General features: G+C 48.3%; 11 protein-coding genes. 9 read left to right on the top strand and 2 right to left on the bottom strand.

All coding sequences use genetic code 11. The features are described from left to right. The first annotated feature begins 96 nt into the window (after positions 1 to 96). From ACRRU2_RS26180 to ACRRU2_RS26160, 5 genes are all read left to right on the top strand, one after another. Complete coding sequence (locus ACRRU2_RS26180) at positions 97 to 1,527, top strand: sulfatase family protein (protein WP_432506190.1); 1,431 nt, start codon at positions 97 to 99, stop codon at positions 1,525 to 1,527. Positions 1,528 to 1,687: 160 nt separating this feature from the next. Then, on the top strand, positions 1,688 to 2,332 hold the full coding sequence (locus tag ACRRU2_RS26175; RefSeq protein ID WP_432506188.1) for a carbohydrate-binding family 9-like protein: 645 nt from the start codon (positions 1,688 to 1,690) through the stop codon (positions 2,330 to 2,332). Between the two features lie 480 nt (positions 2,333 to 2,812). After that, a complete protein-coding gene (locus tag ACRRU2_RS26170) occupies positions 2,813 to 4,582 on the top strand; it encodes an S-layer homology domain-containing protein (RefSeq protein WP_432506186.1) in 1,770 nt (589 codons plus the stop codon). 24 nt (positions 4,583 to 4,606) lie between these two features. After that, positions 4,607 to 8,518: a discoidin domain-containing protein gene (locus ACRRU2_RS26165; RefSeq protein WP_432506184.1), complete on the top strand. Its 3,912-nt coding sequence runs from the start codon at positions 4,607 to 4,609 to the stop codon at positions 8,516 to 8,518. Positions 8,519 to 8,568: 50 nt separating this feature from the next. After that, positions 8,569 to 13,062 carry a DUF7594 domain-containing protein gene (locus tag ACRRU2_RS26160; RefSeq protein ID WP_432506182.1) on the top strand — a complete coding sequence of 1,498 codons (4,494 nt, stop codon included), beginning with the start codon at positions 8,569 to 8,571 and terminating at the stop codon, positions 13,060 to 13,062. 638 nt (positions 13,063 to 13,700) lie between these two features. Here ACRRU2_RS26160 and hflX read toward each other — a convergent pair. Then, entirely contained in the window at positions 13,701 to 14,966 is a 1,266-nt protein-coding gene (gene hflX / locus ACRRU2_RS26155; protein ID WP_331700779.1) for a GTPase HflX, read from the bottom strand. 614 nt (positions 14,967 to 15,580) lie between these two features. On the opposite strand from hflX, the gene ACRRU2_RS26150 reads away from it, so the two are divergent. Then, positions 15,581 to 15,727, top strand: a complete 147-nt coding sequence (locus tag ACRRU2_RS26150) for a hypothetical protein (RefSeq protein WP_432506180.1) — start codon at positions 15,581 to 15,583, stop codon at positions 15,725 to 15,727. 252 nt (positions 15,728 to 15,979) lie between these two features. Continuing rightward, entirely contained in the window at positions 15,980 to 16,369 is a 390-nt protein-coding gene (locus tag ACRRU2_RS26145; protein WP_331700781.1) for a hypothetical protein, read from the top strand. Positions 16,370 to 16,542: 173 nt separating this feature from the next. On the opposite strand, the gene ACRRU2_RS26140 is transcribed toward ACRRU2_RS26145, so the two are convergent. Then, entirely contained in the window at positions 16,543 to 17,364 is an 822-nt protein-coding gene (locus ACRRU2_RS26140) for a hypothetical protein (protein WP_432506178.1), read from the bottom strand. 249 nt (positions 17,365 to 17,613) lie between these two features. Here ACRRU2_RS26140 and ACRRU2_RS26135 point away from each other — a divergent pair, with 249 nt between their 5' ends. Both ACRRU2_RS26135 and ACRRU2_RS26130 read left to right on the top strand, forming a co-directional pair. Next, positions 17,614 to 18,393 carry a Cof-type HAD-IIB family hydrolase gene (locus ACRRU2_RS26135; protein ID WP_331700783.1) on the top strand — a complete coding sequence of 260 codons (780 nt, stop codon included), beginning with the start codon at positions 17,614 to 17,616 and terminating at the stop codon, positions 18,391 to 18,393. A gap of 212 nt (positions 18,394 to 18,605) precedes the next feature. Further along, positions 18,606 to 19,361 carry a protein-glutamine gamma-glutamyltransferase gene (locus ACRRU2_RS26130; RefSeq protein ID WP_331700784.1) on the top strand — a complete coding sequence of 252 codons (756 nt, stop codon included), beginning with the start codon at positions 18,606 to 18,608 and terminating at the stop codon, positions 19,359 to 19,361. Positions 19,362 to 19,435 lie beyond the last annotated feature (74 nt).

Here is a 19,435-nt window from a genome sequence, read left to right as displayed (position 1 = left end):
TAATCCTTATTATGAAGCTTCGCCACTCTATGTTTGAGCAAATTATGGTTCTAGGCACCTTTACCCCAATAAGAGCCTGGCAGGAGGAAGATTAAATTGAAACAACCTAATATTATATATGTATTTGCAGATCAGTGGCGCAGGCAGGCAGTCGGATTTATGGAGCAGGATGAAGTCATAACGCCTCATATGGACCGGTTTGCACAAGAGAGCGCCGTCTTCACCCAAGCAGTCAGCTGTACGCCTCTATGTTCGCCGCATCGGTCATCTTTAATGACGGGCAAATATGCTCTATCTACTGGAGTATATACCAATTGCAAAAACGGCCTATCGGTCATGCTGTCGCCAGAGGAAACAGGAATAGGCGATGCGCTGAAGGCGGGCGGTTATGAGACTGGTTATATTGGAAAATGGCATTTGGATTTGCCGGAGCAAAATGTAGAGCCGAATCCAGCTTCGGGAGCCAAGGAATGGGATGCCTATACGCCGCCGGGGCCTAAGCGCATGGGCTTTGATTATTGGTATTCTTACGGCACATTCGATGAACATTTGACACCGCATTATTGGAAGGACAGCCCGGAGCAAATTCAAATCAATGAATGGTCTGTCGCGCATGAGACAGATGTGGCGCTTGCTTTTATGGAAGAGAAGCGCCAGCAGGACAAGCCTTTTGCGCTGTTTCTTTCCTGGAACCCGCCGCACAGCCCTTTTGAATTAGTACCAGAAAAATATAAAGAGCTGTACAAGGATAAAACAATAGAGAAGCGCGCTAATGTGCAGATTGCAGATCCTTTCTTAGTGCACACTGGCGAGACGATTCCAGGCGGCGAAGAACAGTGGGAACGATCCGCCAAAGACTATTTCGCGGCAATTTCCGGCATTGACGAGCAGTTTGGCAGATTGCTGGAGTCGTTGAATAACTGGGGCATTGCGGAGCATACGATTGTCGTGCTTACTTCCGATCACGGCGAATTGCTCGGTTCTCATGGCATGTTCGCCAAGCATTCCTGGCATGAAGAATCGATCGGTGTGCCTTTTATGATCAGATGGCCGGAGCGGCTGCGTGCGCATGTATGCGAAGAAGTTTTGAACACCGTAGATATTATGCCGACATTGTTGGATTTGGCTGGATTGTCGATTCCGGGCACTGTACAAGGAAGCTCGGCAGCGCCATTGCTGCTGAACTCATCGCGTGCTGAAAGTATAGGCGAAAGCACTGAGGAAAGAGCTGCTTTTATAAGTGCGTATCCAGGCCGGATTGTTGCGATAAAGGAATTTGAAGAAGCGGGCCTCAACCATCTGGCTTATGGCTGGAGAGGCATTCGTTTTAAACGCTATTCCTACATTATAGACAATGGGTATGCTCCCGATTGTAAAACTCGGAGGCTGCTTTATGATTTGCAGGAGGACCCTTATCAGTTAAACCCGCTGCAGCTGGAGCATGCGTCAGAGCATGAAATAGCCGAGCTGCTCGAGCAGGAGATTCTCAAGAAGCTGAAGGAGCTTAATGATCCTTTTAAGATATGAGTATATAAAGCACAGTGAATAATAGATGATTCTTTGTTAGCTTGCTGCCTTATCTGCAATTAATCGACACGATTGCTATTGAATATTATATGCGGCTATTCTTTCCTTCTGCTATGATAGGTAGAGAATCGCATTATGCTGTCGAGGAGAGGGAATGGACATGCAATATGAATGCAAGTATGTAGAAAATATAGTAGAAGCAGATTGGAATCTATTGCCTGACATAACGCTGCTGGATGTAGTAACAGGCGATAAGCCTCGTCTGCATACAAGCGTCCGGGCGTGCTGGTCGCAGGAAGGACTACATGTCCGCTTTGATTGTGAGGACGATCATATAATTGCCACCATGATTAATAGAGATGATCCGATATACAATGAAGACGTTGTCGAGGTGTTTATCGACACGACTGGTACAGGCTACAAGTATTTTGAATTTGAAGTCAGCCCTCGCAATGTGATTTTCGATGCCAAAATCGAAATAACAGATATGGCGCGCGCTCAGGGGGAGCGTCATTCAACGGGCACAGACGATACATCCGATTATAAAACAGTTGATATTGCCTGGGACGCACATGGCATGCTTACATCGGTAGATAAGCTGTCTGAGGGACAATATCGTTATGAGCTTCATTTTCCGTTTGCTGACTTGGAAGCTGTGCCTGATGAAGGGACAGTGTGGAAATGGAATGCATATCGGATCGATGGGGATCAGAGCGGAAAGTTTCATTTTTGGGCCTGGTCTCCGACAGGAGCAGTAAATTATCATGTTCCGAGCAAGTTTGGCGAGCTGAAGTTTGTTAAATAGACTATAGCTTGCAGCTGATAGTCGAGTATATTAATGGCGGTGCAGGGTTTGGATCCCTGCCCGCTTTTTTTTTATTTCATAATAAACTTGTAATTTTCACAGGTCGCAGAGCCGCTTAACCTCAAAATATAGGAAAGTATATGTTTTCAACTTATACTTGCTCCTATATTTCACCGAGAAACGGCACCTCCTTAGCCAAGGTCGCTCAGCGTTTCTACTTGGGAATGAAGCATTCTTGGCGATCACATAAAAAAATGACAACCTGACATAATAAATCTCCTCACTGTTTTGCTGGATATTCCAATAGTATACGAGGTGGAACAATTTCATTATTATTTTTGCACCAAAAATAGAAAGCGGTTTCAATAGGAGGTGGCCAAGTTGAATTAAATCTTTAGGCAATGGCTTTTGATAAAAAGCGGCAGCGGGAGTTCAACAGACTAAGAGGCCCACGGCCAATGAAAAACAGGAGGTGCTGGAATGGCCAAGCAATCAAGGCTTATTGCTACTTATCGCATAAGATTTTGGGTAAAGTTATCGCTTTGTTTAATACTCGTGGCCAGCGGATTGTTGCCAGGCGGAATTAGCGATGCGAAAGCTGAAGCGGGAATTACGGCAGCAGCCAGTGTGGCGGATCGCACCATAACGATAAAAGGGAGTATTGCTTCTGGCGAAGGCCGCGAAGTGACAGTTATCGTTACAAATCCGCGCGGAGAGGCCGAGTATTTGAATCAAATGACTAGCGGGGAAGACGGGCATTACCAGTTTGTGTTTACTTTAAATTCCGTTATAAATGGCGTTTATCAGGTTCGTGTTGGAGGGACAGGGATAGAAGAGCCAGTGGAAACGACCTTCCGCATGAGTTCTGGACAACCCGGGTCGACTTCACCGCCTGCCGGAGGAATGGTGCCGGCGGATGCGAAATGGCATTCGTTCGGCGAAGGGGCGAGAGCCGGCGTGCAGTATAAAGCAAATGCAAACGAATTGCAAAATGGAATGACAGGGGAAGGCAAGCCCGCCCATAGGCTGAACATGGACACAGATATGCTTGCGCACGGATTCGCGACCCTGCGGAACCAGGAAGAGAATGCTTCAGGCAACGGCGCAGGAAGCATTATGCGCATTATAGTGGAAAACACCTTGCCCGCTGTAGTCGTTAGCATGCCTGTTCATGCGCTTATCGAAGGGGCGAAGAAGACGTCTGATGCAATCGTAGTTATCCAAACTTTATCCGCAAGCTATCATTTGCCAATCGAACGGCTGGATTTGCAAGCATGGGTTAAAGATTGGAATACAGACGTTAATGCAGCGGACATCAATGTTGAGATTACGCTGGAACAGATGAGCGGGGGAAGCAGCGGAAACGGCGGCAACGGCGATATCGAGAAAGCTTTGTTGGCTCAAGAATTGAAACCGCTTACCGGAGCTTTTGGCTTCAAGCTTGTTATAACCTCACCAACAGGTGAAAGGGCGATAACTGATTATAACGGCGTCTATGTGGAACGGATGATTCATGTTCCGGCTGAAGTCGATTCTAATCGCAGCACGGGCGTGCTGTACGATCCGGTGACAAAGAATCTGAGCTTTGCCCCTACCTTATTCGAGATGATTGACGGCAAGCGGCAAGCAGTAATTAAACGTCCCGGAAACAGTATCTATTTGGTCGTGCATGGGGACAAGAGCTTCTCTGATATAGGCGCTCATTGGGCACGGGCCGATATCGAGCAATTAGCTTCAAAGCTGATCGTGCATGGCATGACGACTACCGCTTATGAGCCAGACGCCCCAATTACCCGCGCACAGTTCGCGACGCTGCTCGTAAGGGCGCTTGGTCTTGCGGAGCGATCTGCGACGGCCTCAACTTTCCGCGATGTGCGGCCGGATGACTGGCATGCCGGGACAGTAGCGGCTGCGGTGGACGCAGGACTGATTACAGGCTACGAGGATGGAACGTTCCGCCCGAACGAGCAGATTACGAGGGAGCAGCTGGCGGTTATGGCCGTTCGCGCGCTGAAGGCTGCCGGCAAGTCCGCATCTGTCCATGATAAGCGTCAGAATGAGCTGTTCATGACATTCAGCGATGCGGATGCGATCAGTGTGTGGGCTAGGGAAGCAGTTGCAGAAGCCATGCATGCAGGCGTAATGAACGGAATGGCAGATAATCGCTTTGAGGCGCGGAAGCAAGCGACAAGAGCGCAAGCCGCCGTTATGCTGAAGCGCTTGCTGCAATATGTCGAGTTCATCAATTAATAGCCGATAGAGGAGGCGATTTGCTTGAAGCTGCAACAATTACAACGCAAGAAGCTGCTGGCGATGATTATAACCGTCAGCCTTGTCATCGGAATGATGCCGCTGCCGCTCGCCAGCGCAGACGCTCCGGATTATGAAAGCTACAGCGGATTCGTAACACCGGAAATTCCGGTATTGCCCGCCGAAGAGGTTCATCCGAAGCTGTGGTTCAGCTCGGACGAGACCGCCGCGATTTACGCGAAGCGCAATGCGGACGCTTATGCGCAGTCGCTATGGAATTCCATCTCCGGCAGCCCGTACTTAACGATGGCGCTGCCGAATGCGCCAACGGCGGGCTGTGCCTCGGATTCATTGCATAGCTATTACGGCGATATGGCGAGAATCGCCAAGTATAACGCGTTCATGTTCATTATGGAAGGGAATGAGATGCATAAGACTCGAGCAATTGCCTCATTGCTTCGAGCATTTGACGGCCCGATATACGATTGCGATCCCGTCGCATCCAGCAGTCCTGTCGATGAAACGTACCGCGCATTATGGGTGCAAAATTTTGCTGCGGCTTATGACTGGCTGCAAGGCGAATTGACGGCGGAGCAAGACCAGGCAATCAGGAGCCGCTTGGCCAAAGAAGCTGACCTCGCCCACGATATGATTCATATTTGGGGACCGAGGCCGCATAATCACCGTTCCAAGCCGGCATGGGGACTCGGCTCGCTTGCTTTGGTCATGTCGGATCACGAGGATGCGTCCAAATGGCTGAAGAAAGCGCTGGAGATGGCGAATACAAATACGAAATATTTTTTCAGCTCTGACGGCGTATATCGCGAAGGCTCGCAATATTATATCTACTCCCATATTAACTTCCTGCCCTTCCTGTATCATTACAAAAATGTATCCGGCGTTGACTTGTTCCAAGTGTTCAAGCCTGCATTCGAATGGGAATTCCATGTCTCCAATAACAATGGCTGGATGCCGAACTTCGCGGACTCCTATATCAGACATAACCATTTGAGTATGGTAGCCAGCCAGTTTATGACAGAGGATGATGCGACGACGCTGCATGAGACTGCGAAATGGGGAAATCTGTTCCAGTGGAGATATATGACGGCCGACAAATCGCCTTGGGGCGGCGAGTTCGGCAATAATACGGGCGCAAGCTACGATGACACGATGGACTTAGACCGGTATTTGACCTATGATCCTTCCATTGAACCGATTGCTCCGACCGGCACGGGCACTTCCTTCTTTAATGAAGGCGGGCAGACGATTTTTAGGAATAACTGGGCGGTTGGCGATCCTTCGACCCGCTATTTGCTGTTCCAGGGCGTAGCGGATATGGATAATCATAACCACTTTGATCAGTTGAGCTTCATTATTCACGCGCAAAATCAAATGATGGCCAGCGACGCGGGCTACAGCCGATCCAGCTATGGAGAAGCGATCAGACGCTCCTGGTATCGTACGGCGCCCGCTCATAATACGTTGACGATGGACGGCTATTGGCCAGTGGACATGGCTCAGAATGTAACGCCGGAATCAAAGTACAGCATCGACACCGATTTTTTTGATTTTCAGCAAAAGGAAGCCAGATACATTCAAATGACGAATGATCCAAGCGATTCGGAGAATGACTTGCTATTCCCGCCCGATAGCGAGAGCCTCGGCTATATTGAAAGAGCAGTCGCTTTTCCGAATGAGCAGTATTTCGTCGTTATCGATCAGGCAAGAACGAAGGATACGAGTGAGAGAAGCTTTGATCTTTATTTGCATGGCGGCCGGGGCAGCATGAGCGGAGAGGGCAATTTCCGGCAGTGGATATATGGCAATGACGCTTACGGCTCATCCTCCAAGCTATCGGCATGGATTTTTTCTGATGAAGCGGAATTGACGAATTGGAAAGGCGAAGTCAGCTATGTCAAGGATGACTATATAGAAGGCGATTATGTTAAAGCAACCGTTAATGCTGCGAGTGCCAATTTCATCCAAATATTAATTCCGCAGGCGATTACTGCTGCAATTCCGCAAGTAACGGAAATGAGCAACGGGCAGCGAGTCGGCGGAACGGTGGAAATGGACGGCTATATGGATACTTACCTCGTTCAGCAAGGATCGGATGTGGTGAGTCTTGGCGGATTGGCGACGGACGGGGATTTTGCGTACGCGCGCGACAATGGCCTTGTACAGCAGTATGCCGCGCGGGAAGCGGAGCAGCTCATCTATAACGGTGAACAATTGTTCCGTTCTTCGGAGCGGATTACGCTGGCGATGGACATAAGCAGCCGATCACAATACATCGGAAGGCTGTCTACGGATGATCCGGAATTAACGTATTCCGCAAGCTTTAAGCTGCCGGAAGGAAAAGTCGCTGAATCGGCTTCATTTAATGGGACTGCGATAACAGTAAGCAGCGTGGACGGCTATGCACAGCTTGAGGCATTGACCGGTGAAGGCGAGCTTATTATCCGTATGGCGGACAGCGGGCATCAGGATACGGAAGCACCCTCCGCCATTAACGATCTAAGTGCGACAGCGCTTGGTCCGGATGCGGTGCAGCTGACATGGACGGCGCCGGGTAATGACGGTGAGATAGGAACAGCCGCGTTTTATGATGTCCGCTACAGCACTGCTCCGATTACAGACAGCAATTGGGAAGAAGCAGCGCTTGCGACTGGCGAATCTAAGCCTGCTGCGGCGGGATCGCCCGAAACGATGCGAATAAGCGGCTTACTATCAGATATGACTTATTATTTTGCCATGCGGGCAGGAGACGGATATCTCAATATGTCGCCTTTGTCCAATCCGGCAAATGCGACAACCGCATTCACTGAAGACCGGACGGCTCCCGGCATGATCACTGATTTAAGCGTAGCTGCTGCCGAACAAACGGGCGTTCAGTTGGCATGGACAGCACCTGGCAACGACGGCTATAGCGGCACCGCGGCGGCTTACGATGTCCGCTACAGCGCTTCGCCTATTATGAATGAAGCACAGTGGGAAGCAGCATCGCGGGCAAACGGCGAGCCCTCGCCTGAGATCGTCGGTACGAAGCAGGGTATGAATGTGACCGGACTCGCCGCTGGAAGAACCTATTTCTTCGCAATCCGCGCTGAGGACGAAGCGGGCAACGTCTCCAGCATTTCTAATCTGGTCTTGGCAGCGCTAGAGGATGGCCCTGGGCTTGATGCTTTGCGCGTCATTCGTGTGGCAGCAAGCAGCGATGACGGCAACGTGCCGTCCAATACGATTGATGGCGATTTCCAGACGAGATGGTCGGCGCTAAGCACAGGCGATCTGGGCAATCGCGAGCCGCAATGGATCGAGTTCGACCTGGGTGCCGAACAAAAGCTGCACTATATGAAAATCGCTTATGCCAGCGGGAATGTCAGAAAGTCGTTTTTCGATATGGAGATATCGATGGACGGCCAGAACTGGACCAGAGTGATGCAAAATGTGGAGTCGAGCGGCATGACGCTTGGTTTTGAAACGTATGAGCTGGGCGAACGAAATGCAAGATTCGTCAGACTGATCGGCTACGGCAATTCTTCAAGCGGCTGGAACAGTGTAACAGAAGTAGAAATTTACGGTGAGACTCTTGTCGAGCTGACGCCTGTAACGATCGAGCGGGTTAACTTTACAAACTACAAGGGCGAGCCGGTAACGAAGCTTATCCCTTCCAGCTTCTTAAAGGTTAATATGCAAATTCGCAGCAATCAGGATGAAGTGAGAGAGCTGTCTACGATCATCGCCTTATACCGGCCTGATCACACGATTGAGAAGCTTGCTGTCGTCACAAGTGAAGCGGAAGGCTGGCAAACGGTAAGCTCAAGCGGCGGATTTACACTGCCGGCGCAATTGGGGGGCTATTATGTAAAAGTATTTGTATGGGACAGCATGGATAGTATGCAGCCACTTAGCGAGGCGATCATGTTCCCATAAATGAAAATCGGAGGACGCCCGTTTGGAAATAAAGCTTGGGAGGAACGTCGATGAATAAGCTATGGAAAGCACGATTAAGCGTATTGTTAAGTCTGTCGTTAATCGCAGGTCTTCTGTCTTCACTCGCCATGGAGAAGGCAGCTGCTGCTGAACCGGTGATGGAAATGATAGCTCCTTCGGATGATGCGGCAATCGACATAACCGCGAAGGATACTAATTTCAGCGATAACACAGGCGGTTCAATTGGAATATTCAATTTGAAGCGCAGTCGGGCGCAAGGAGAGGTTCCGACACAAGCCCGTTTAGGCTTTTACAAGTTTCCGGTAACCGAAGCCGCCAGGGTCGCTTCAGCCGAGTTCAAATTGACCGGGAAAATCGGCAGCAGCCCTCCGGCAGAAGGCGTTACCTTTACGGTATACGGAATAGTGAATGACGCGTGGTCGGAGTCGGCTCTTACCTGGAATACGGCAAGCAATATCGATCCGTCGACAGGCGACATAAGCGGTGCGGGTGTTAGCGCGTTTGAGCTGGGCACCTTTAATATAGCTGCCAGTCAGACAGCTGAAATGCACTATGTCATTGATGCGACTGATTTCGTGAACAACTACGGGGTTGATGGCTACGTTACTTTTATTGTGGCGGATGTTGGCGGAGCGAATGGCAATGTCAGCTTGTATACGAAAGAGAATACCAGTGCTGCCCGGCACCCAGAATTAAGACTGACAAGGCAAGGGACAATTGATCCGGAGCCGCCTGGCTCTACAGCAACTAAGCTTGAAGTGCTGGAAGTAAGCGCGAGCGGGCATGACGGCAACTTTCCGGAAAATACGCTTGACGACGATCTGAACACACGCTGGTCCGCCCAGAGTGCCTTGATCGACGGGGAGCGTACGGGACAATGGATTCAATATGATCTCGGCAGCGTGAAGACAGTTGGTTACCTGGGCATAGCTTTCGCCAGCGGCGATCGGAGAAGCACCTTCTTCGACATTGAATTGTCGCATGACGGCGTAAACTTCATCAAGGTATTCGAGGGACAGAGCGGCGGGACAACACTTGGCTTGGAGCCATTCGATGTGGTTGATCAGGATGCCCGGTATGTACGGATTACAGGGTACGGCAACACTGCAAACTTGTGGAACAGCTTGACCGATGTGCATATTTATCCGCCGCACCCGGACGGATTAGTGCTCGCGGATTTGAATCCGCCCCCGCCTGAAGTTCCGGGAGACATGACGCCTTACACGGTTGCGGGCATGTTTGACAACAGGGGCAATCCTTATCCGCTGCATACGCCTAATGCGGTTACGGGATCGACCATTAATGTGACCGACCCAAGTTATGGCGCAATACCTGACGACGGGCTGGACGATACGGCCGCGATCAACGCGGCGATTGCGGCGGCGTTGCCGGGGGACGAGATTTATTTTCCGAATGGGACGTATGACTTGATCAGCACGCTATCTAATGACGCCACCTCGCATATCGCTTTGAAGAATGGCGTTAACATGCGGGGAGAAAGCCAGTCTGGTGCGATCCTGAGGTCTCATTTTGACAGAAATATCGCCAACAGCAAGGTGATGAACGCATTCGGCTTGCATGATATCGTCATTTCCCATCTGACGCTCACTTCAACGTTTGACGGAACTTATTCAACTAATCATCAGGCGAATAATCCCGAACGCGGCGGCCCAGAGAACATGATTTATATTGAGGATCGCTTGAATCAGCCTTCTTATAATATAACGATTGATTCTGTCACGATTGAGAAGTTTCAGCGCATGGGAGTAAGAATCAGCAAAAGCCGGGATGTCGTTGTCAGAAATTCACTTTTTCAGAACGCGACCGATGTAGGCGGCGGCGGAGCGGGCTACGGGGTTTCGATTCAGGGAATAGCGAAGGTTGACCGGCTCGGCTATGCCAATGATTCCAGACATAATGTGGTGGAGAACAGCCAGTTTGTCGGGCCATACTTGCGCCACGGGGTACTCATCCAGTACTATTCGCATAATAATGAGGTTCGCCATAATGAATTTGACGGCATGCGGCTGGATGCCATTGACCTGCATGGAGAAGACGAATATTTGAACAAAATTGATGGCAATCAGATTACCGGCGTTCTGACGGGCGCGGGAATCGCGCTGGGCAATACCGGCGGCGCAGCGCCAAGCAATCATGACGCTTCGGGACCGTTCAATCATATCGTCAATAATACGATAACCAATTCCCGCGAAGGGATAAAGGTGCATCTCGGCTCGCCGGACACGTTGATTGAAGGGAACACGATTAGCGGGATGACAGAGCCGAGCAGTTCTAAAGGCATTTATATTCAAAACGCACCGCGCACAATCATTCGAAATAATACGATTACGAACAATACAGCGAGCGGTTTTTGGGGAATTGTGCTGGAACACGATAATGGCGACGCAAATGCAGGTAATGTCGGGAAAGGCGACCCTGAAGACATTGTAATTGAAGGCAACACTATTACTGGCAACAGCAACGGAGTGAGAATCGACGCGGGCACCTACACGCTGGCTGCAAGTAATACGATCAGCGGCAATTTGGGCGTGGACTTCGTTGACAATGTCAGCGAAAACATACCGGAAGAGCCGGAGCCATTTCCGGTGCCCGATCCGGTCATTGAGGGAAATAAGGTAACGATTACGGCAATGGCGGACAGTATGATCCGGGATGGTGCCGCGTATACGAATATGAATTTTGGCACGGAAACGATGATGAAGATCAAAGAGAGAGTTGCGCCGAACAGCGGGTATGAGCGCCGGGTGTTTCTCAAATTTGATCTCGATTCGTTGAATGGCGAGATCGAGTCGGCAACTTTAATGTTGTACAACAACAAGCTGGAATCCGGCAACCCGGATGGGTATCACGTAACTGCGCAAGGCATCGAGGACGATAGCTGGACGGAAATGAAAATAACCGAGGCTAACCAGCCGCAGTCAGCGACCGATCTGGACAACGTTCATGTTACGCAGAACGAAGCTTATGTGGAGTTCGACGTTACTGACTTCGTCAGCGCACAAACAGACGGAATCGCTTCATTCCGCTTGGTTGGCGTTGAAGACAATTTGGGCGCGGATTACGCTTCAAGGGAAAATACGAGCCTGAACATGCCGCCGCTGCTGGTCGTCACTTTAAAGCAGCCAGCCGAGGAGCTGTCGAGTATTCGTATAGCTGATGTTCCGCCGCTGGTGGCGGGCGGAGACGGTTATCAGGCGCAAGTTATCGGTGTATTCAGCGATGGGACGGAGCGGCCGATTGTTCCGGGAGTTGAATTCAGCATGAGTCATCCGCAAGCTGCAGCAGTATCTTCTGACGGGCTGATAACTCCTCTTGCCGCCGGCACGACGAAAATTATCGCGACGTATGGCGAATATACAGCTGAGCAGCTCGTTCATGTATACGCATATTATTATGAGGCGACCGCGAAGGACGATACGTACGTCAGGACGGGACTTGCGGCTCAAGGGAAACAGCCGACGATGAACATTAAGAGCAACTCATCGGGCTCGGATGTTCGCCGGGCATATTTGAAGTTCGAATTGCCTGCAGAATATGATTTTATGGTTGACCGAGCTGTCGTTAAAGTATTCGTTACCGAGCTTGAGTCCAGTACGCCATCTGATGGCTACCAAATTACGATATTTGGTTTAAATGACGACACATGGAATGAAGCAGAGCTTGTGCATGACAACCAGCCTGCCGCTGCCGCCGCTGCTGTGGCGCTATCCACTGTGCAGGTCAACAGCGTTGTCGCTGGAACATACATCGAGTTCGATGTAACGGAGTTTGTGAGGGAACAGAAGGATGAAGCGGCAAGCTTCTTCATTCAATCAGCAGGTCCGGCGAGCAGGGGAGCTCACTATGCGGCCAAGGAGCATGAGCTTGGCAAGCCGCCGCTGCTCGTTATTACTCAGGAAGCCGCCGCGCCTCCCGCACAGGTTGCCGTGAAATCGGGCAATGGCGTAGCAGAACTGACATGGTCGAAGGTGAGCTCAGCAGTTACTTATAAGGTGATGAGAAGCGTTCAGGCGGATGGTCCTTACGAGGTTGTGGGTGAAACTTCCACGCTTCAGTATAAGGACCGCGGATTAATTAATGGAGTTGACTATTATTATGTCGTTACCTCTGTTAACAAAAATGGCGAGAGCGAGCCTTCCGCTCCGGTAAGGGCGTTACCGGCATATCCGATCACGATGGGCACACCTAGGTTTACGAGTAGGGAAGGCGATCCCGTATCTGCTTTGCATGGCGGCGGATTTTTGCGAACAGTGGCCGATTTGACTAATATTACTGAGGAAGCGCAGTCCGTTACTTTTATCGTTGCGCTTTACAATGGCACAACTATGGATTCGCTGGCATACGTGGAGAAGAGTATCGGTGCGGGGAAGACGGCCACTTTCGAAACGGGCTTTCATTTGCCGGACAATCCGTCAGGTTATTACGTGAAGCTATTCGTTTGGGACAGCTTTAGCGGAATGGTTCCGGTGTCCGACCCTATCATATTCCCGGCTGAAGGTTGATTGGAATAAAGGACCCATGGGCTGACAGGATAAAGATGCACAATCTTGAAATAGTTAATGAAATAGGCCTTACGGTTGCCAGAAGCGCTAATTTACAGTAATCAGCTCATTCCAAAAAGCTAACGGTTGTAAGAAGCCTTATTTGCCTAAATTCCAGCTTAAATAGGGCAAAAGTTCACACATAGCGCCACTTACAACCGTTACAGTTTAAAAAAACTCATTTTTCACGAAATAGCGCTTCCCACAACCGTTACAGGTTGAGACTGTTGGACATGTGTGCTGAGCCTTTCCTTTTTTCGCCTTTATCCACAATGAATGAACAGTTTTTTGAGGTTCGTTAGGTTATTAAAAGCTACGAAGCCGTGTTGCTCCTGAAATCTAATGAAGAATAGCATGACGCACCTGATCTCCATTAAAAAATCAAATCGGAAGATTTTGGCCTAATAGCGCATTGTAGTAGGGTGTCGATTAATTGCAGATAAGGGCAATAAGCAAACGAAAGGGATGTTACTGCGATCAAGGTTGGGATTCCGACCGCTGTTGTAGTCCAATTTTTTTTCTTTTTGCTTGCCTATCGTTGCCCACAATTAATCGACGCCGTCAGGCGTTAAGCTCGTTCTCTTCAAATCAGCAAACAGCTACAATAAGGTTACATACTCTTTGTATTTCTCAAAATCCGCGATCCGGCACTCTAGCCTCATACGCGTGCCTTCTTCCTCATAGCTCATTTCTTGGACATGGCCATTTTCGTTGAAGAAGGATACCAGTCGTCCTTGATCGTAAGGGACGAGCAGATCATACGTTTTATAATCATGAAATACATGCTTGCGAATCAGCTCGACAAGCTCATCCAAGCCGCTTCTTTCGCGAACCGACATGTACAGCACTGGCTCCTTGACGCGAGGGTAGGGCTGATTGGTGAGGTCGCACTTATTGTAGGCGTAAACAACAGGTATGTGATCAGCGCCTAGGTCTCTTAGCGTTTCCTCGGTAACTTTGATCAGCTGCTCGTAATCGTCATGGGAATAATCAACGACGTGGATGAGCAGATCAGCTTCCGTCACTTCCTCTAGCGTGGAGCGAAACGCCTTGACCAGATGGTGAGGAAGCTGACTTACAAAGCCTACAGTGTCAGTTAATAAAAAAGATTTGTGATCCGGCAGCCCGATGCTTCGTACGGACGTTTCCAGAGTAGCAAACAGCATATCCTTTACAAATACTTGCTTGGTAGTCTGGCCGTCGAACTTTTCGATCATTGCGTTCATAAGGCTTGATTTGCCCGTATTCGTATAGCCGACCAGGCAGACGACGGGCACTTCTGTTTTATGGCGCTGCTTGCGCTGCACCTTTCTGACAGCTACGAGCTTCTCCAAATCGGCTTGCAGCATCGATATTCTCTCCTCGATCCGTCTGCGATCCAGCTCCAGCTTGGTTTCGCCGGCACCTCTGTTCCTGAGCCCTGCGCCGCCGCCCTGTCTGCCAAGCGAAGCGCGCAGTCCTACTAAGCGCGGCAGCATATATTGCAAGCGCGCAACCTCGACCTGAAGCTGTGCTTCACGTGTTTTGGCGCGATCGGCGAATATATCCAGTATAAGAATGGTGCGGTCAATAACCGTACATTCCAAAGCAGCCTCCAAATTGCGTATTTGCGAAGGAGACAGCTCATCATTGCAAATAACAACCTCAGCTTCGTGTGCCTCCATTAGCGCAATAATTTCTTGTATTTTTCCGCTGCCAACATAATGGCCCGGATGAGGGCGTTCCACTTTTTGATGAAGCTCGGCAACGACGTTAATATCGCATGCTTCCGCGAGATTGTTAAGCTCCTGCATGGAATAGGCAAAATCACCTTGCAGCTGAGTTTCCACGCCAACAAGTATGGCGTTATATTTTTTTTCATGCATATATAAATCCTCCTCGAATAACCCGGTTAACAGGGTATGAAATGATGGTGCGCAACAACAAAAAAGCACAGGCATGTTCAGCCTGTGCAGCATTAATCGTTAGAGGATTCAGAATACATCATCTCACAGTGACATTCGTATCAAATATGGACGATAAACGTCAATATTATACATAAAGCCGCACGATTATGGCATACGATAGTATGCGCATAGCATCGTCCGGATATGAATCCAGCTAATCGCTGCGCAGCATGCTAAAGTGCATAATCCCGCATATGAGAGTGATAGGCATATATAGACAGAGCTATCCTGAGTCCCCTGCACAGAGCAGAGTAAGTGCTGTTCGATTAGATGCGCACAGACCTTAAGCGGATAGAATCTATCATGTATATAAGCCTCCATTCCTTTAATTAGCAATAGTGTAGCATAATTACTGGCGTGTAGCAAACAAATTATCGCTGCTCAGGCAGTTGCGGGTTTATAGGCGGAATGCTATAGTGTAGGTAAATTTAAATATATGCGGAAGCACCGTGCTGAGGGTATTTACCTTAGTGCGGTGCTTTTATTTTTATAAGAAAGTATAAGGTTTTTATATCTTTAAGGAGGCGCTTCGAATGGACACTTCAGCAAATAAACTGCAGTATAAGCCTATTTATAAGTATCTGTACAAGCAGTACCCGTTAATTACAGCGGAACGCATTGCTCGAAACCTAATGTTTATTTCGGAATCGGAAGGGCAGTATTGCTACAAAATAAAGTAACGCGCGGGAATGTGACGGTTAGCAGCGAAGGCCATATGATTCATTGTGCAGCAACGGCCTTTCGAACGATAACGGACTACCCGACACCTCCTTATAAAAGAAAGAACGTCAGGCTGCAAACTTCTCGATCCAAGTTCCTGTAACTGCATAATAGGGGGTCGCCCTGCAACTAATAGCGATTGCATTGCGTTTATTGTTTAAGTACATTATAGGTGAAGCAAAATAATCATGTCTTGAGAAGGAGCGTGCCCGATGCGCATCATTCCGCCACCGCATAGTCGCAATTGGCTCACATTCGGCTTGATGTCCACTGCAGTAATCAGTGTGTTAATTATGCTCTCTCGCTTCTTAATTATTGGACAGGATTTTGATGTAATCATTGCACTGCGTCTTATTCTTCTTTCCTTCATATTGTCGGTTGTATACAGCCTGATGGGCTGGTTCGGGGCTACGAGGATGTGGGCCTGCTCAAATGCCGGCTTGCTGCTTGGCTTAGTGCTGATGGTTTATTACTCTGGCGGCACAACAGGCTGGGAGGAATTAATAGGTATTCTTGTGTTTATGCAGCTGATCGTTGCAGGTATTGCGCTTGGAATTGTTGTTGAAGTCGTAAGATTTATTTATTTGAAAATAAAAAAATAGCCGCAGCTAAGTGTGGAAGCAGGAGTCAGACTCCTGCTTTCACACTTTTTGAAATATAAGAAAGTATAAGTTTTTGTATTCTTATACCCGTTCTTATATTTCACCAGTAAACGCGCCTGTCCAAAGGACGGCGTAGCCGTTTATCCTTGCTATGCAGGCAGATTGAAGTGCTGCTACCGCATTCTTAGCTGAACCTTCGTTAACAGCTGGCTATATTGCTGCTCAAGGGTGTAGATGGAGCTTTTTTGCTTATTAATTGCTTGTGCCTGCTCATTCATCTTTCGCATAGATTGCAGGGCAGCGCCGGCAGCCTGCTGGCGTACAGCTTGCGACAGCAATTTGCCTTCAGCTGTATACAGTTTGTTAGAAGCTTGGATGGCGCTTTTTGCAATTTTAATTTTGCTGGTGAGCGAAGCGCCTTCCGCAAGCATGCTGCGCAGCTCTTTTTTCTTCTCATTAGCGGCAGAGCGAGCAGCCTTCAAGTTCGCTTCCTGGCGCCGAATTTCTGCTTTGGCATGATCGGCTGCAGCTTTTGATATTGAAACCGAAACATTCATAACTTTTATGAGCTCTTTATTGCTAGTTTTAACGGCTTTTATCATATTTAATTGATTGCGCTGCGTGTCATACACTTTAATAACGGGCTCATATCGTTTTTTCAGCTTGGCAATATCCGATTCCAGCTGTTTTATTCGATCATTGTCCAGCATTTGTATTTGATTGCGGATTTTTTTCTCAAGCCCTTCATTGTTGGCGTGAATCGTCTTGATTTTATGCTCCCATTCCAGCTCTTGCTTGTAGTGCTCTTGCAGCTTATTGTACTGAGAAGTCAGCTGCTCCTTCATAGCTGCACTGGCTGCTCCGGCCATTTTGTCAAAGCTTGCCTTGGCACTGGCAGAAAATTGATAGGATGCTCCTGCTGCGTAGCCGGGCAAGCATGCGACAAGTGTTAAAGCGATCCAAAAAGCGGCGAGTTGCTTCATACGTTGCCTCATTGATCTTTCCTCCCTTAAAATAAAAATTCCGCACAGCAAAAAGCACCCGTATTACGGCTTAAAGCCGTATGCTACGGGTGCTTCCTCAGTTAGCGGTTGACACTAATATACCAACCATTCCCAGTATTAGTCAAGCAGCGGTTTCCTTTATAATGGCGGAAAGTTCGTGCAAAATCAGGGTATATTCTTTATACTGTATAAAAGGTTAATCGTCGATTGTCAGACTATAAAAAGATAGGGGATAGGAGAATGAGCTACAAGGTTGTCTTTTTTGATATTGATGGCACATTGGTTAACGAAGAAAAAGTAATTCCTGCTGATACGATAGAGGCGATCAAGCAATTGAAGGAAAGCGGTGTTGAGCCTGTTATCGCGACAGGCAGAGCACCTTATTTCATCCAGCCATTATTGGAGCAGTTGAATATAGAGTCCTATGTTTGCTTGAATGGTTCATACGTTGTGTACAAAGGAGTGCCTATTTTTAAAAGAGCCATTTCAAAGGACGTGCTGGCTAAGTTTGTCAGCACTGCAGAACAGAATAAGCACAGCCTGGTATTTGAAGGCGAGCATACCTTCAGCACGAATGGCATTGACGATCCATTTGTAACTGCAGCGATCAAATCGTTAAAGGTTGATATGCCTGATTACAATCCGAATTTCTGGCAGGAGCAGGATGTTATGCAAATTTTTCTTCACTGCGTGAGCGCAGATGAGCATTTGTATGATCATTTGAGGGAAGACTTTACGCTGATCCGCTGGCATGATCAGGCGATGGATGTGCTTCCTAACGGCATATCCAAAGCGGTAGGCGTTATTGCGATGCTTGACAAGCTGGGAATTTCAACTGCGGAAGCAGCCGCATTCGGCGATGGATTGAATGATAAGGAAATGCTGGATACAGTAGGCTTTGGCGTAGCAATGGGCAATGCGCACCCTGATTTACTGCCATTTGCCGATTATATTACGAGTCATGTAGATGAAAAAGGCATTCGCAATGGACTTGTGAAAGCTGGACTTTTAATTGCTTAGTAGATTATAAATAGTTCGTATTTAAATCGCCGTCTGTTATAGTGGTCACCAATTGCAAGCCCGATACGTACAATAACCTAATTGAACCAAGAAGAAACGCTTTCGTCCTTGGCTAAGGGATGTGCCGTTTCTCGGTGAAATATAGGATCAAGTATAAGATGAAAACATATACTTTCCTATATTTTAAAAAAAGGTTGGAGGGAGGGTGCTCTGTGATCGTTATTTCAGGCGGCGATTTATCTCAAATCAACCCGCGTATGTTGTCTGAACTGGAATGGAAAATTGTTCGAAGCAAGCAGAATAGCCCGGTAGTGTATCGCTATGATTCGCTTGACGCATTATTATTTGAGCTAAAGCTGAGAACACAAATTGTGGAAGCGGCAAAAGCTATGTATAGAAGCGGAGTCGGGTTTGCTGTGTTCAGCAATTCAAGATGCAATGAGCAGTATTGGACGCGTACGAGCAATGGGGGATTTTTGTTAAAGCCTAACGTTCCTCCATCAGTGGGCGTTCGTGATATTTTTATTAATGGGAATAAATATGCGTTCGAATGTGCCGGAGCAATTATTATTATGCTTTATAAGGCGGTACTGGAGACGATCGGCGATGATGCGTTTAATTATTATTTCCAAAATTTATATTTGCGCGACTGGCAGCATGATAATGATCTGAGGCTTGTTTCTTCCTATGATAATCGCAATATCTATCCGGGAGATGTTGTATATTTCAAAAATCCCGATGTCAATCCGGCAAATATGGAGTGGCAGGGCGAGAATGCTATTATGCTCGATACGAATTTGTTTTTTGGCCATGGTGTAGGAATTGCAACTGGAAATGAAATAATAGCCGCGCTGAACCGGGCAAGGCGGCCCGGCAGCGTCGTTTCGGCGTACTTGGATGATTTGGTTATCCGTCCTGATTACGAGGCTATTAGACGCCTGTCGTCGACTGTCGGACAATACGGTTAAATAAAAAACGGTTCGTCCTTAGACAAGGGCGAACCGTTTTTTATTTTTGTTTAGGAAATTATGCATCAGATAAA

The sequence above is a fragment of the Paenibacillus sp. GXUN7292 genome, from assembly GCF_050864975.1.
In the GTDB taxonomy this organism is placed as follows: Bacteria; Bacillota; Bacilli; order Paenibacillales; family Paenibacillaceae; genus Pristimantibacillus.
Note: the sequence above shows the minus strand (reverse complement) of the source record. Positions and strands in the feature narration are given on the sequence as shown.